This window comes from Streptomyces sp. NPDC043861, assembly GCF_056435905.1.
Genome location: NZ_JBWKDP010000009.1, coordinates 129,500 through 143,287, shown reverse-complemented (window position 1 = coordinate 143,287; position 13,788 = coordinate 129,500). Strand labels below are relative to the sequence as shown.

The window sequence follows — 13,788 nt, the reverse complement described above, 5'->3', positions numbered from 1 at the left end:
GCTCGAGCGACGGCAGTGGTCCCGCGCCTTCCGGCCAATCCACGGCCGGCCACCAGTACCCCAGGTGCGGTAGGACCCCCAGCGTTCGCCTCGCGCCGCGTCTCACAGAAGAGGCAACACCCTGACTACGCAGCCCAAGACTTTCCGAGAGCTCGGGATTCTTCCCGAGACCGCCGAGGCCCTGGAGGCCGTCGGCATCACGTCCCCCTTCCCCATCCAGGAGATGACCCTCCCCGTCGCGCTTTCCGGCACGGACGTCATCGGACAGGCCAAGACCGGCACGGGCAAGACCCTCGGTTTCGGCCTTCCGCTTCTCGAGCGCGTCACGGTTCCCGTGGACGTCGAGGCGGGCCGGGCGAAGCCCGAGCAGCTGACCGACACTCCGCAGGCACTCGTGGTCGTCCCCACCCGCGAGCTGTGCCAGCAGGTCACCAACGACCTGCTGACCGCCGGCAAGGTGCGGAACGTCCGCGTTCTCGCGATCTACGGCGGCCGTGCGTACGAACCGCAGGTCGAGGCCCTGAAGAAGGGCGTCGACGTCGTCGTCGGCACGCCCGGGCGCCTTCTCGACCTGGCCGGCCAGAAGAAGCTGAACCTGTCGCACGTGAGGGCGCTCGTCCTCGACGAGGCCGACGAGATGCTCGACCTCGGCTTCCTGCCCGACGTCGAGAAGATCATCCAGCTGCTGCCGGCCAAGCGCCAGACCATGCTGTTCTCGGCGACCATGCCGGGCGCGGTCATCGGCCTCGCCCGCCGCTACATGTCGCAGCCCACGCATATCCGCGCGACCGCGCCGGACGACGAGGGCGCGACGGTCGCGAACATCACACAGCGCGTCTACCGCGCCCACTCCATGGACAAGCCGGAGATGGTCGCACGCATGCTGCAGGCCGAGGGCCGCGGCCTTGCGATGATCTTCTGCCGTACGAAGCGGACGGCCGCGGACATCGCGGAGCAGCTCGCCCGGCGTGGCTTCGCGTCCGGCGCCGTCCACGGCGACCTGGGCCAGGGTGCGCGCGAGCAGGCGCTCCGTGCGTTCCGCAACGGCAAGGTCGACGTCCTGGTGTGCACCGACGTCGCCGCTCGCGGCATCGACGTCGAGGGCGTCACGCACGTGATCAACTACCAGACGCCGGAGGACGAGAAGACCTACCTCCACCGCGTGGGCCGTACCGGCCGCGCGGGTGCGTCCGGCACGGCCGTCACGCTGGTCGACTGGGACGACATCCCGCGCTGGCAGCTGATCAACAAGGCGCTGGACCTCGACTTCAACGACCCGGTCGAGACGTACTCCACGTCCGAGCACCTCTTCGAGGAACTGGGCATCCCCGCCGGCACCAAGGGCGTCCTCCCCCGCGCCGAGCGCACCCGCGCCGGTCTCGAGGCGGAGGAGCTCGAGGACCTCGGTGAGACGGGCGGCCGCGGGTCGCGCTCCGCGGGGCGCACCAAGGCCACCGAGAGTGCGGAGCGTCCGGCCCGTACGCGTACGCCGCGTCAGCGGCGCCGCACGCGGGGCGGCACCGCCCTGGACGAGGCGGCCACGCCGGTGGAGGCCACGGAGCCCGTCGGCTCCGACGCCACCGGGGAGGCGTCCGAAGCCCCGCGCCGCCGTCGGCGCACCCGTACGGGTGCCGCCGCGGCGACCGCCACCATCGAGGCCGTCGAGGTTGTCGAGGCCGTCGCGGAGGAGCCCGCGAAGCCGCGCCGCCGGCGCACGCGTTCCGTCGCCAAGACCGCCGCTGTGGCCGTCCAGGCCGAGGCCGCGCCCCTGACTGCCGCTCCGGCCGAGGCCGTCGCGGAGGAGCCCGCGAAGCCGCGCCGCCGGCGCACGCGTGCGAAGGCCGTGACGCAGCCGGAGGCCTGAGCCGGTCACCGGCTCACCCGAGCGACGAGGGCCCGTACCCCTGGGGTACGGGCCCTCGCCTCGTCATCGGTAACCTCCTCGCATGAGTCGGCCGCCCACCTTCGTGCCCCCCGCCTGCGCCCGTTCCCGGATGCTCGAGACCTCGCGCGGAGCGTTCGCCGTGCTGGATGCCGAGCCGGCCGAGCCGGTCAAGGGCACGGCGATGCTCCTGCCGGGCTATACGGGGAGCAAAGAGGACTTCATCGCCATGCTGGAGCCGCTGGCGACCGAGGGGTACCGGTGCGTCGCCGTCGACGGCCGCGGCCAGTACGAGAGCGAAGGCCCCGAATCACAGGATGCCTACGCACAGAGCGAGCTGGCTCTGGATGTGCTCGCGCAGGCCGAGGCGGTCGGCGGCCCGGTCCATCTGGTCGGTCACTCGCTCGGCGGGCAGATCGCCCGGGCGGCCGTGCTCCTGGACGAGGAGCCTTTCATCACGCTGACCCTCATCTCGTCGGGGCCGGCCCGGATCACCTCCGGGCAGCGCAGCAAGGTCGAGCTGCTGAGCAATGCGCTCGGCGTCATGAGCATGGCCGAGATCTGGGATGCGATGCGTGCGATGGACCCCCCGGAGGAGGTCGAGGCGAACGGCGGCCGGGAAGACCTGCGGCGCCGCTGGATGCGTCACAACCCGGCCCAGCTCCTTGCCACCGGCCGTCAGCTGACGGTGGAGCAGGACCGTGTCGCTGAACTCTCCGCCGCGCCGCTGCCCAAGCATGTGCTGTCCGGCGTGCGCGATGACACCTGGCCGGTTCCGCTGCTCGACGAGATGGCGGTACGGCTCGGGGCACATCGTTCGGTCATCGAGGGGGCCGAGCATTCACCCAACACCGACCGGCCGGCGGAGACGGCTGCTGCGCTGGCCGGGTTCTGGAGCAGGTACTGACTCACCCGAGAGGCGGGGCGCCGGTTCTCGGCTCCCTGCCGTGCCCGGGACGCGGGTCGTTGCGCCAACGCCGTCAGTACTGGCCCTGGAGGTGCTGCCAGAAGCCGTCGCGCAGGGCGCGCCGGAGGTGTGCATAGCCGCGCAGCGAGTGCTGGAGCAGCTTCTCCGCCTCTATGAGCAGATCCTGGTCCACCGGGCCGGGCAGATAGGGGTGTCCGGGAAGCAGCTCCGCCATGGTCGCCCTGCCGCGTTCGGCGAGCCAGGTCGCCGCGATCTGTGCGCCGACGAAACGGACGTCCTCGCGGGACGGCGGCGGGGTGTCGTCCTCATAGGTGGTGACGGGCCGCCGGGTCACGTACGGGCGGCAGAAGTCGAGGTCGAAGGTGCGCTGGCTGTCGACCTCCCAGAGCAGCGGCTCCGCCTGGTTGCGGCCCTCGGCCGCCTCGATGCCCCAGAGGTGGACACGAGCGCCGTACCCCTGGGCGGCCTCGACGGCGGAGACGAGGTCCTCGTCCCCGCCGATGAGTGCCGCGTCGCTGATCGACCGGTGCCGGGCGAGTGACTCCAGGTCGGTGCGGATGAGGGAGTCCACACCCTTCTGCTGGTTGTTGGCGTTGAGGTTGCCCAGCCGGACCTTGACGTCGGGAAGCTCGGCTATGGCCTGCTGTTCGGCCGTGTGAATACGGCGTCTGGCGCCGTCGTACCAGTAGACGCGCAGCAGACGGCTGTCAGCGAAGATCGTGCGGGCCTTGTCGATCAAGGCCTCGATGAGCCCTTCGGCGTCGAGGTCGAAGGAGCGCCGGTCCTCGGTTCCCGCCACAAGCAACCCGGCCGCAGCATAGACGTAACCGGCGTCGACGAAGATGGCATGCGTGGACGGGGTCTTCGCGACCTCGGCGAGCATGCGCTGGAGCAGCTCGTTGGTGCGCTCCAGGCGGGCGCTGATGCGGATGAGCTCATCGTCGTCTCTCATATGGACCTCATTGTGGGCAGGCCCGGCGACACTCGCCAGTAGTTAGCCATCCAAAAATTTTCCTTAGCGTAGGGAATGTTTGCCCTCTACATCCCGTTGGAAGGGATGGAACAGAGACGGACAGAAGGGAGAAGCCCTTTATGCGCTTCGAGATCATGCGACTCGACGATGCGGACGGCACGGCCGTGGACAGCACCGTTGTGGACGCCGCCTCCGTCAACCGGATGGTGCTGCAGGCCGCAGCGGTCGGCCAGCGTATTTACATCCGCCCGACCATGGCGCCGGCCTCGTAACCCCCTGACAGCAGCCCTGCAGCGCGTCGCCCCCGTACGGAAGGAACGTACGGGGGCGACGTGCTGTCGGTCTCGAGCCGGCGACGTGCTGTCGGTCTCGAGCCGGCAGGGGTCAGGAGCTCTGGATCACCTGGGTGACACCGTTGATGATCTGCTGCACGGCGATGGCCGAGAGCATCATGCCCGCGAGCCTGGTCACCAGGACCACACCGCCGTCCTTGATGAGGCGGATGATCAGCAGTGAGTAGCGCATCGTCAGCCACAGGACGACGTGCATGGCGACGATCGCCGCCCACACCGAGATCTGCTCCCCGGCCCCTCTGGCGTGCTGCACAGCGAGGATCACCGAGACGATCGCACCCGGACCCGCCAGCAGTGGCATGCCGAGCGGTACGAGGGCCACATTGACGTCCTTGGTCTGCTGGGGCTCGTCGGTCTTGCCGGTCAGCAGATCAAGCGCGATCAGCAGCAGAAGGAGACCGCCCGCGATCATCAGGGCGGGAACGGAGACATGGAGGTACGCCAGGATCTGCTGGCCCAGGATGCCGAAGACGGTGATGACGCCGAAGGCGACCGCGACGGCCTGCCAGGCCATCCGGCGCTGGACCTTGGCGGGGCGGCCGGAGGTGAGGGCGAGGAAGATCGGAGTGATCCCCGGGGGATCCATGATCACAAAGAGGGTGAGGAAGAGGGAGCCGAAGACGGCGACGTCGAACACAGGGGAGCCTTGCAGGTGGTAGCGGGGTGTGAAGGGAAAGAGCGAAAGTGCTGGACGGGCACGGCGGCGCAAGGACGCCAGGCGTGGCCGGACGGACGGTCGGGCCCGGTGGGCCGCTCCGGGGAGACCCGGGTCAGCGTCGGGGCGCTCCACCCGTGCCGGGGACCGGGAACGCGCCGGTTGCACGGCGCGTGATCTCGCCGTAGATCTCCGGGTCGGTCGTGAAGTCACCGAGCCGGCAGGTCTTGCGGCTTCCGTGGTAGTCGCTGGACCCGGTGGCCAGGAGGCCGAGGTCGGCGGCGAGTCCGCGCAACCGGGCACGGGCCGGCTCGTCGTGGTCCATGTGATCGACCTCTATGCCGTCGAGGCCCGCCGCGGCCAGCCGGGCGATCGCGTCCTCGGGCACGACCTCGCCGCGCTTGACCGCGAGCGGGTGCGCGAAGACCGTGACACCGCCGGCCGCCTTGACCAGACGGATCGCGTCGAAGGGGTCGAGCTCGTGCTTCTCGACGTACGCGCGGCCGCCGTTCGCCAGCCAGTCGGGGGTGAAGGCTGCGGAGACATCCGGGACCACACCGAGCTCGACGAGCGCGGAGGCGACATGCGGACGTCCGACGGCCACCCCGCCCGACGCTCCGCTGCTTCCCCGGCCGGGCCCAGGCGCCGCTTCCGACGTCCCGCGCGACCCGGCCGCCTCGGCCGCGTCGTCCGGGACACCCGCGATCCGGGCCACCTGTTCCCAGGTGACCGGCACCCCCAACTCCTGCAACTTGGCGACCATGCCCTGGGCGCGTGGCACCCGGTCGTCCCGGACGAGCTCACGCTCGCGCGCAAGCTCGGGTTCCTCGGGGTCGAAGAGGTACGCCAGCATGTGCAGGCTCACACCGCCGAGACGGCAGGACAGTTCGGCACCGGTGACCAGGGTCAGCGGTGCGGGGAGCGCGGCGACCGCCTCGATCGCCTCGGCGTGACCGCCGACGGTGTCGTGGTCGGTCAGTGCGACGACGTCGAGGCCCGCGGCTGCGGCATTGCGGACCAGTTCGGCCGGGGTGTCCGTACCGTCCGAAGCCGTGGAGTGAGTGTGCAGATCGATGCGCACGACGCGTGACTCCAGAGCTCGGGGTGGACAGGGGGACGTTTCATCGTAACGGGGAATCGAACATTCCCCGGACCACCGCGTCCCCCCAAGGCCGTCACGACAGCAGCCGCGGCGACAGCGCACCGCAGGGCAGCAGGTCCACCTCCGAACCCGCGTCCCGCAGATCAGTGAGTATCAGCTCGTCGTACATCAGCAGGCCCGTCGACTCGGGCCAGACGATGGCCCACAGCCACAGCCCCCGCGCCTCGCCGGCGAAGACCGCGCGGTCCTCTGGTGCGTCGTCGACGTGCCACAGCGGTGTCGGCCGGCCGGCGGCGAGCACCTTGGCCTGCGGGGGCTTGTCCACGGTCATGTGCGGACCGGGGTCGGGTCCGTCGATCCCGGCGAAGCGTGCTCCGAGTCCGACGCCGAGCTCCTCGGCGACCAGCAGCAACTCCCCCACTCCGCCCAGCAGTCCCGGTCCCGAGCAGGCGACCGCGGTCGCACGGCCACCGCTGCGGTCGTCCCCCGCGTACGCGACGCCGGTGAAGAGCCAGCCGACCGGAAGCGGCCAGGGCATCCACACCGGGACCTTCGCACGGGCCACGACCACGCTCAGGGCTTCGACGCTTGGCGGGATCACCGGCTGCAGTGGGTGCACGGAACCGTGTACATCGCACTGCCACGTGTCGGCGAAGAGACCGGGCGCCCTGACCCGGCCACCGCACTTCGGGCAACTGGGTTCGCCCCTCATAGCGCTCAACGGTCCTACCCGCTCGGCGTCGCGTCAAGGACGATCACCCGTCCGGTACGGCGGTTTCACCCGGCTTCACCAGGGCCGAATGGATGTTCCATGCATTTATTGGGCCGGTCACCGTACGGACGGAGGCCCGTCCACCATGACCGGGACGCCGTCCACGGGCTTCGCCGAACCGGTCCCGTGCAAGATGCCTGGGGCACTCAACTCGGGCATGAGATAAGTCACTTCACAGCGTCTGACATCACGTCAGGGGCACGGACCGGCGCAGGGGGTCCCGGAGGTCGGTGCCGTGCTTCAGCCACCGCGCCTGGAGCTCCGCGGCGCCGTGCACCCGCTTCCACGCGGCCTCGTTCGCCGTCATCGGCAGCAGCGGCAGAAAGCGCACCGGATCCATGGGCTCGTCCAGTTCGAGGTCCTCGACCAGACCGCCGGGCTCGGCGACCAGGACCGAGGAGAACGGTGCCTGCGGCCACAGCGGTTCACCGGTGTCCATGGAATTGCCCGGCGCCACGACCAGCCCCTCCACCTGCGGCGACGATGCGAAAACGGCGAGCGGACGCAGCACCTTGTCGGTGTCGGCGAGCCCGGCCCGCACCGAGAGGAGGAGCTCCGCGCGGGGCCCCTTCACCGGGTCGGCGAGCGCATCGGTCGGATCGTTCATGGGCTGGGCGGACATGCCCAGCGTGGCGTACCGGACGATGTCCCCGTCGAGGAAACGGAGAACCTCCATCCGGTCCGTACCGAGAAAGGTCACCGCGGCGCGCGCGTCCGGTTCCCCCAGTGCGCTGAGCAGCCGGGCCTCGACCAGAGCAAGAACTTCTCCCATCCTGCGAGCATAGATCGCATCAGGAACGGGCAAAGAAAGGGATTGACCCTCAGTCGGCTGATAGGCTTGGCCGCCTGATCGGGGCAGCACGCAGACGGGAACAACTCCCGGCGGTGACTGTGGGAGTGACTCCCGGGACCCGATGACACGTCATCCCCCACGGGGGACCGGCCGGAGGAGGTGGGGCTGCGGTGGATCGAAGTCGACCGTGCAGTACTAACCGCTCTTCCGCGCGACCCCACACCGTCTGACAGACCCTCCGGCCTGTCCGACCCCAAGGGCCTCCCGCACCGTTTCATGGCACCGCGCACGACGGAAGAGCACATCGCCCTTGCCTGACTGTCTGTAGCGAACGCCGTCACCGCGTCCCGCGGTGCCGCCCGCTTTGCGGACGTGTGGAGACAACGTCCTCATTCCGGGCTGCGCCACGCCCCGCACCGGCGGCCTCTCCGTGAAGGAGCCTGCCATGTCGATGATCCGTGACCTGCGCGAAGCGGTCCGTCCCACGCTGCGCAAGAGCAGCGGCCCGTACAGCACCTACGACACCACCCGCGACCCCTCCGCCTCCAGCGCGGTCGTCGACTGCGCCGTCTACCGCGACGGCAAGCGTGTGCTGGACGAGCCGTGCCTCACGCCGCACGAGGCGATGCTGCGGGTGCGCGAGGGGGGCGGCTTCGCATGGATCGGGCTGCACGAGCCCACGGAGGAGGAGTTCTCCGGGATCGCCGCGGAGTTCGGACTCCACCCGCTGGCCGTGGAGGACGCCGTCCACGCCCATCAGCGTCCCAAGCTCGAGCGGTACGACGACACCCTGTTCACGGTGTTCAAGACCATTCACTACGTCGAGCACGCCGAGCTCACGGCGACCAGCGAGGTCGTCGAGACCGGCGAGGTGATGTGCTTCACCGGGCCCGACTTCGTCATCACCGTGCGGCACGGCGGTCAGGGCTCGCTGCGCAATCTCCGGCACCGGCTGCAGGACGACCCGGAGCTGCTCGCCAAGGGTCCGTCGGCGGTGCTGCACGCCATCGCGGACCATGTCGTGGACGGCTACATCGCGGTCGCGGACGCCGTCCAGGTCGACATCGACGAGATCGAGATCGATGTCTTCTCGGCACCCTCGAAGGGCAGCAGCCGCGGTACGGACACCGGTCGGATCTACCAGCTCAAGCGCGAGGTACTGGAGTTCAAGCGGGCGGTGACACCGCTGCTGCGGCCCATGCAGCTGCTGAGCGAGCGGCCCATGCGGCTGGTGGACCCGGACATCCAGAAGTACTTCCGCGACGTCGCCGACCACCTGGCGCGGGTGCAGGAGCAGGTCATCGGCTTCGACGAGCTGCTGAACTCGATCCTCCAGGCGAATCTCGCGCAGGCGACGGTCGCGCAGAACGAGGACATGCGCAAGATCACGTCCTGGGCCGCGATCATCGCCGTGCCGACCGCGGTCTGCGGCATCTACGGAATGAACTTCGACCACATGCCCGAGCTGCACTGGAGGTACGGGTACCCGATGGTGCTCGTCGGCATCGTCGGGATCTGTCTCACCATTCACCGCACGCTGAAGCGCAACGGCTGGCTCTAATAGGCTGCGGGCATGAACGACGCTCTGCTCGGCCAGGCCCTTGTCGAGGAAGCCACCAAGAAGTCCGGTCTCATCTGGGTTCGGGGAACCGAACCGGCCCGGGCACTGTGGCACGTGTGGCACGAAGGCGCGGCGTATGTCGTGGGCGACGGGCCGGGCGAGCAGCCGCTGCCCGGGCTGGCGGACGGTTCCACCGCCGAGGTGACCGTACGCAGCAAGGACAAGGGCGGCCGGGTGGTGTCGTGGACGGCCGGGGTGAGGGAACTGGCCCCGGGCACGGACGCATGGGAGGCCGCGGTCGCCGAGCTGAAGGGCAAGCGGCTGAACGCGCCGGACGGCGAGCGGATGACGGAACGGTGGGCACGTGAGTGCCGGGTGCTGTGCCTCGAGCCGCGCGAGTCGACGACCGAGCACCCCGATGGCTCTCTGGCGAGCACCCCGCTGCCCACGCCGGCCACGACGCGCCGCCCGATCCCGGCGGCACTGCCCCGCCTGCTGCTGCGCCGCGGCCGCAGGCGCCCGCACTGACCCGGCGATCGGACACCGGAGCCCCGGGCACCCCACACCCTGCACCGCCGGAACGCACGGTCGGCCGGGCAGCCCCGTGACCGCCGCCTGCGGGGATAGGGGGCGCGGGGTGCAAGGGCTTGCGGAGGAGGGCCGCCGCAGGTCACCCGGGCCAGGGCCGACCGGACATCAGTCGCTCGTGCGCGGCAGCTGGCGGCCGTAGTCGACCGTCTCCTCCTTCGTCGGGGGCGTCAGGTCGAAGTCCTTGTTCCATTCGGCGAGCGTCAGCACTCCCGCGCCTCCGGCGCGCGCGAACCGCAGCGGATAGGGCGTCTCCTCCAGGGACACGTCGAGCGTGCCGCCGCTGCCGTCGCTGCCGAGCACCTTGATGGTGCGGACGCCCCCGACCTTGTCCCGGTCGCCCTTGCTGCGCTTCCCGTGCAGTCCGAGCAGGCCGTCCAGCAGCACGTCCATCTCGGTGAAGCCGCGCAGCTGCTTGTACGAAGGATCGTCCTCCGGGACCTTGACGTACATGTCGTCGAGCTTGTCCGCGGCGGACTTGTCGTCCTTGCCCGACGGCTCCGAGCCGCCGTCGCCCTTGGAGTCCGCATGGCTCCAGAAGCCGGCGTCCGCCTTCAGATAGAGCGCGTCCTCGACCCGCAGCAGCTCGAAGGTGGAGTTCTTCGTGACGACCGAGCCGATCCCGCCGCTCTTCTTGAGCCGCATGTTCAGCTTGTACGTGCCGCCCTTGGAGACCAGTGTCCCGGCGAGCCGTACCGCCGCGGCCCCGTTCGCCGCCGATCTGGCCTTCGCCTCGATCGCGGTCGCCTCCAGCCTGCCCACCCCGTTCGTCCCCGCGTCCGGGTCCTCGCTGCAGCCCGTGAGAGCGGCGGCCAGCCCCACGCAGAGCGCGACGGGGAGTGCGGCCCGGCGGGCCCGGGCTGCGGCGGCCGGGGTGAGAGCGGTCACGTGCGCACTGCCTCTCGTACAGGTGGGGGGTGGCAAGAGGGCAGCGTACCTGTGGTCACCTCGCCGTCGAGAGGGGAGCCGTACGGACGGATCTCGGGGGCAGCATGGACCTGCACGGGCTAGCCTGAAGCCGTTGAAAAGCGGCATTTACGAATAATTACCGGCACGTAGGAGGCCCACGGAGCATGGCGGCAGGCGCCCCTCGGATCTTTGTCTCGCACCTCGCTGGAGTCCCGGTCTTCGACCCCAACGGCGACCAGGTGGGGCGGGTACGGGACCTCGTCGCCATGCTTCGGGTGGGCGGGCGTCCGCCCCGGCTGCTCGGCATCGTCGTGGAGGTGCACGGCCGCCGCCGGATCTTCCTCCCCATGACCCGCGTCACCGGCGTCGAGTCCGGCCAGGTGATCACCACCGGTGTCGTCAACATGCGGCGCTTCGAGCAGCGACCGACCGAGCGCCTCGTGCTCGGCGAACTGCTCGACCGGCGGGTCCGCCTCGTCGGGTCCGACGAGGAGGTCACCGTCCTGGACGTCGCCATCCAGCAGCTTCCCGCCCGCCGCGACTGGGAGATCGACAAGGTCTTCGTCCGCAGAGGCAAGGGCGGGGCCCTGCGGCGGAAGGGTGAGGCGCTGACCGTCGACTGGTCCGCCGTCACCGGCTTCTCACTGGAGGAGCACGGGCAGGGCGCGGAGAGTCTGGTCGCCACCTTCGAACGGCTGCGGCCGGCGGACGTCGCCAACGCCCTGCACCATCTCTCCCCCAAGCGGCGTGCCGAGGTGGCCGCGGCTCTCGACGACGACCGTCTCGCCGATGTGCTGGAGGAGCTGCCCGAGGACGAGCAGGTGGAGATCCTCGGGAAACTCAAGGAGGAGCGGGCTGCGGACGTCCTGGAGGCGATGGACCCGGACGACGCGGCCGATCTGCTCTCGGAGCTGCCGGAGGAGGACAAGGAACGGCTGCTCATGCTGATGCGCCCCGATGACGCCGCCGACGTGCGGCGCCTGATGTCGTACGAGGAGCGTACGGCCGGGGGCCTGATGACGACCGAGCCGATCGTGCTGCGCCCGGATGCGACGGTGGCCGACGCCCTGGCCCGGGTGCGCCAGCAGGACCTCTCCCCCGCGCTCGCGGCGCAGGTGTACGTGTGCCGGGCCCCCGACGAGACACCGACGGGCAAGTACCTGGGCACGGTGCACTTCCAGCGGCTGCTGCGGGATCCGCCGTTCACGCTGGTCAGCTCGATCGTCGAAACCGACCTGCCGCCGCTTGCCCCGGACACCCAGCTGCCCGCGATCACCAGCTATCTGGCCGCGTACAACATGGTCGCCGCACCGGTCGTGGACGCGAGCGGATCGCTTCTGGGGGCGGTGACCGTGGACGACGTACTCGACCATCTGCTGCCGGAGGACTGGCGCGAGGCCGAGTTCGACGGGACCGCTGCGGTGACGGGGGCCTCCGATGAGTGAGTACGGGCTGACCGAACGAGGCGAGGGCAGGGACCGGGAGCGGCCGGGGGGCCAGCGCCCGCGGGTCCGTCTCGACCTCCCGCGCGCCCCTCGGCGCAAGGTGCTGCCGGAGTACGACCCCGAGGCCTTCGGACGGCTCTCCGAGAAGATCGCCCGCTTCCTGGGAACGGGGCGCTTCATCGTCTGGATGACCCTGACGATCATCGTCTGGGTCCTGTGGAACATCTTCGCGCCGCCCGGGCTGCGCTTCGACGAGTACCCGTTCATCTTCCTGACGCTCGCACTCTCGCTCCAGGCGTCGTACGCGGCTCCGCTGATCCTGCTCGCACAGAACCGCCAGGACGACCGGGACCGCGTCAACCTGGAGCAGGACCGGGCGCAGAACGAGCGGTCCATCGCCGACACCGAGTATCTGACCCGGGAGATCGCCGCGCTGCGGATGGGTCTCGGCGAGGTGGCGACCCGCGACTGGATCCGCTCGGAGTTCGAGGACCTGCTCAGGGAGATGTCGGAGCGGGACCGGGTATTCCCGCCCGAAGCCCGACGCGGACGTGACGAAGGCGACCGCTGACAGGGGCCCCCTGGGCAGGACCGGGCGCCGTACCATCGTCCGTATGGTTACGGAAGACGCGGTGCGCGAAGCACTGGCGACGGTGAACGACCCGGAGATCAACAAGCCGATCACAGACCTCGGCATGGTCAAATCGGTGGAGATCGGGGACGACGGCGCGGTTGCCGTCACGGTCTATCTCACCGTCTCCGGCTGTCCGATGCGCGACACCATCACCCAGCGGGTCACCGACGCCGTCTCCCGCGTCGAGGGCGTCACCCGAGTCGATGTGTCGCTGGACGTGATGAGCGACGAGCAGCGGCGCGAACTCGCGGCCTCGCTCCGGGGCACGACCGCCGAGCGAGAGGTGCCCTTCGCCAAGCCCGGCTCCCTGACCCGGGTCTACGCGGTGGCGTCCGGCAAGGGCGGTGTCGGCAAGTCCTCCGTGACCGTGAACCTGGCGGCGGCGATGGCTGCCGACGGGCTGAAGGTCGGTGTCGTCGACGCGGACATCTACGGGCACAGTGTGCCGCGCATGCTGGGCGCCGACGGTCGGCCCACCCAGGTCGAGAACATGATCATGCCTCCGTCGGCGAACGGTGTGAAGGTCATCTCGATCGGCATGTTCACCCCGGGCAACGCACCGGTGGTGTGGCGCGGCCCGATGCTGCACCGCGCTCTGCAGCAGTTCCTCGCGGACGTCTACTGGGGTGATCTCGACGTCCTGCTGCTCGACCTGCCCCCGGGCACCGGCGACATCGCGATCTCCGTGGCCCAGCTGGTGCCCAACGCGGAGATCCTGGTCGTCACCACCCCGCAGCAGGCCGCGGCCGAGGTCGCGGAGCGAGCCGGTTCCATCGCCGTGCAGACCCATCAGAAGATCGTCGGCGTCGTCGAGAACATGTCGGGCCTTCCCTGCCCGCACTGCGACGAGATGGTCGACGTCTTCGGTACCGGTGGTGGCCAGGTGGTGGCCGACGGTCTGACGAGGACGACCGGCGCCACTGTGCCGGTGCTGGGTCAGATCCCGATCGACGTCAGGCTGCGCGAAGGCGGCGACGAGGGGAAGCCGGTCGTGCTGACGGACCCCGAGTCCCCGGCGGGTTCGGCGCTCCGTGCGATCGCGGGCAAGCTCGGCGGCCGTCAGCGCGGCCTCTCGGGCATGTCGCTAGGCATCACTCCGCGCAACAAGTTCTGATCCGGGCAGCGCGGCGGTCGCCGCGCCCCGCCCTGCGACGAAGGGGCACCGCTCATGGTGAGCGGTGCCCCTTCGTCGT

At 70.1% G+C, this 13,788-nt stretch carries 14 protein-coding genes; 8 read left to right on the top strand and 6 right to left on the bottom strand.

Annotation, left to right across the window (positions count from 1 at the left end):
* Nucleotides 1-223: 223 nt before the first annotated feature.
* On the top strand, nt 224-1,864 hold the full coding sequence (locus AC068D_RS21560) for a DEAD/DEAH box helicase (protein ID WP_478824640.1): 1,641 nt from the start codon (nt 224-226) through the stop codon (nt 1,862-1,864).
* Nucleotides 1,865-1,946: 82 nt separating this feature from the next.
* Nucleotides 1,947-2,789, top strand: a complete 843-nt coding sequence (locus AC068D_RS21555) for an alpha/beta fold hydrolase (RefSeq protein ID WP_478824639.1) — start codon at nt 1,947-1,949, stop codon at nt 2,787-2,789.
* 73 nt (nt 2,790-2,862) lie between these two features.
* On the opposite strand, the gene AC068D_RS21550 is transcribed toward AC068D_RS21555, so the two are convergent.
* Nucleotides 2,863-3,762, bottom strand: coding sequence for an NYN domain-containing protein (locus AC068D_RS21550; protein WP_478824638.1), 900 nt, complete (start codon nt 3,760-3,762; stop codon nt 2,863-2,865).
* A 140-nt stretch (nt 3,763-3,902) separates the two neighbouring features.
* On the opposite strand from AC068D_RS21550, the gene AC068D_RS21545 reads away from it, so the two are divergent.
* Nucleotides 3,903-4,055 (top strand): hypothetical protein, encoded by a 153-nt coding sequence (locus AC068D_RS21545; protein ID WP_478824637.1) that lies wholly within the window; start codon nt 3,903-3,905, stop codon nt 4,053-4,055.
* A gap of 112 nt (nt 4,056-4,167) precedes the next feature.
* Here AC068D_RS21545 and AC068D_RS21540 read toward each other — a convergent pair whose 3' ends face one another.
* The 4 genes from AC068D_RS21540 to AC068D_RS21525 form a co-directional block, all read right to left on the bottom strand.
* Entirely contained in the window at nt 4,168-4,773 is a 606-nt protein-coding gene (locus AC068D_RS21540; protein WP_478824636.1) for a MarC family protein, read from the bottom strand.
* Nucleotides 4,774-4,906: 133 nt separating this feature from the next.
* Nucleotides 4,907-5,872, bottom strand: a complete 966-nt coding sequence (locus AC068D_RS21535; protein WP_478824635.1) for a PHP domain-containing protein — start codon at nt 5,870-5,872, stop codon at nt 4,907-4,909.
* Nucleotides 5,873-5,966: 94 nt separating this feature from the next.
* Nucleotides 5,967-6,605, bottom strand: a complete 639-nt coding sequence (locus tag AC068D_RS21530; RefSeq protein ID WP_478824634.1) for a DUF6758 family protein — start codon at nt 6,603-6,605, stop codon at nt 5,967-5,969.
* 247 nt (nt 6,606-6,852) lie between these two features.
* A complete protein-coding gene (locus AC068D_RS21525; RefSeq protein WP_478824633.1) occupies nt 6,853-7,437 on the bottom strand; it encodes a suppressor of fused domain protein in 585 nt (194 codons plus the stop codon).
* A 466-nt stretch (nt 7,438-7,903) separates the two neighbouring features.
* On the opposite strand from AC068D_RS21525, the gene AC068D_RS21520 reads away from it, so the two are divergent.
* The gene (locus tag AC068D_RS21520; RefSeq protein WP_478824632.1) at nt 7,904-9,019 is read left to right on the top strand and encodes a magnesium and cobalt transport protein CorA; all 1,116 of its coding nucleotides are present in this window, start codon (nt 7,904-7,906) and stop codon (nt 9,017-9,019) included.
* A gap of 12 nt (nt 9,020-9,031) precedes the next feature.
* Nucleotides 9,032-9,547 carry a hypothetical protein gene (locus tag AC068D_RS21515; protein WP_478824631.1) on the top strand — a complete coding sequence of 172 codons (516 nt, stop codon included), beginning with the start codon at nt 9,032-9,034 and terminating at the stop codon, nt 9,545-9,547.
* 168 nt (nt 9,548-9,715) lie between these two features.
* On the opposite strand, the gene AC068D_RS21510 is transcribed toward AC068D_RS21515, so the two are convergent.
* Nucleotides 9,716-10,495, bottom strand: coding sequence for a hypothetical protein (locus AC068D_RS21510; protein ID WP_478824630.1), 780 nt, complete (start codon nt 10,493-10,495; stop codon nt 9,716-9,718).
* A 185-nt stretch (nt 10,496-10,680) separates the two neighbouring features.
* Here AC068D_RS21510 and AC068D_RS21505 point away from each other — a divergent pair, with 185 nt between their 5' ends.
* The 3 genes from AC068D_RS21505 to AC068D_RS21495 are packed head-to-tail and all read left to right on the top strand — an operon-like array spanning nt 10,681 to nt 13,709.
* Nucleotides 10,681-11,961 carry a magnesium transporter MgtE N-terminal domain-containing protein gene (locus AC068D_RS21505; protein ID WP_478824629.1) on the top strand — a complete coding sequence of 427 codons (1,281 nt, stop codon included), beginning with the start codon at nt 10,681-10,683 and terminating at the stop codon, nt 11,959-11,961.
* The gene (locus AC068D_RS21500) at nt 11,954-12,532 is read left to right on the top strand and encodes a DUF1003 domain-containing protein (protein WP_478824628.1); all 579 of its coding nucleotides are present in this window, start codon (nt 11,954-11,956) and stop codon (nt 12,530-12,532) included. The genes AC068D_RS21505 and AC068D_RS21500 overlap by 8 nt, the downstream gene beginning before the upstream one ends.
* 43 nt (nt 12,533-12,575) lie before the next feature.
* Nucleotides 12,576-13,709: an Mrp/NBP35 family ATP-binding protein gene (locus AC068D_RS21495; protein ID WP_478824627.1), complete on the top strand. Its 1,134-nt coding sequence runs from the start codon at nt 12,576-12,578 to the stop codon at nt 13,707-13,709.
* Nucleotides 13,710-13,788 lie beyond the last annotated feature (79 nt).

Bases quoted from the DNA above. Each gene is read 5' to 3' on its own strand.
- AC068D_RS21560 (WP_478824640.1), top strand. From the start codon at position 224: ATGACCCTCCCCGTCGCGCTTTCCGGCACGGACGTCATCGGACAGGCC.
- AC068D_RS21555 (WP_478824639.1), top strand. From the start codon at position 1,947: ATGAGTCGGCCGCCCACCTTCGTGCCCCCCGCCTGCGCCCGTTCCCGG.
- AC068D_RS21550 (WP_478824638.1), bottom strand. From the start codon at position 3,762: ATGAGAGACGACGATGAGCTCATCCGCATCAGCGCCCGCCTGGAGCGC.
- AC068D_RS21545 (WP_478824637.1), top strand. From the start codon at position 3,903: ATGCGCTTCGAGATCATGCGACTCGACGATGCGGACGGCACGGCCGTG.
- AC068D_RS21530 (WP_478824634.1), bottom strand. From the start codon at position 6,605: ATGAGGGGCGAACCCAGTTGCCCGAAGTGCGGTGGCCGGGTCAGGGCG.
- AC068D_RS21525 (WP_478824633.1), bottom strand. From the start codon at position 7,437: ATGGGAGAAGTTCTTGCTCTGGTCGAGGCCCGGCTGCTCAGCGCACTG.
- AC068D_RS21520 (WP_478824632.1), top strand. From the start codon at position 7,904: ATGTCGATGATCCGTGACCTGCGCGAAGCGGTCCGTCCCACGCTGCGC.
- AC068D_RS21515 (WP_478824631.1), top strand. From the start codon at position 9,032: ATGAACGACGCTCTGCTCGGCCAGGCCCTTGTCGAGGAAGCCACCAAG.
- AC068D_RS21505 (WP_478824629.1), top strand. From the start codon at position 10,681: ATGGCGGCAGGCGCCCCTCGGATCTTTGTCTCGCACCTCGCTGGAGTC.
- AC068D_RS21500 (WP_478824628.1), top strand. From the start codon at position 11,954: ATGAGTGAGTACGGGCTGACCGAACGAGGCGAGGGCAGGGACCGGGAG.
- AC068D_RS21495 (WP_478824627.1), top strand. From the start codon at position 12,576: ATGGTTACGGAAGACGCGGTGCGCGAAGCACTGGCGACGGTGAACGAC.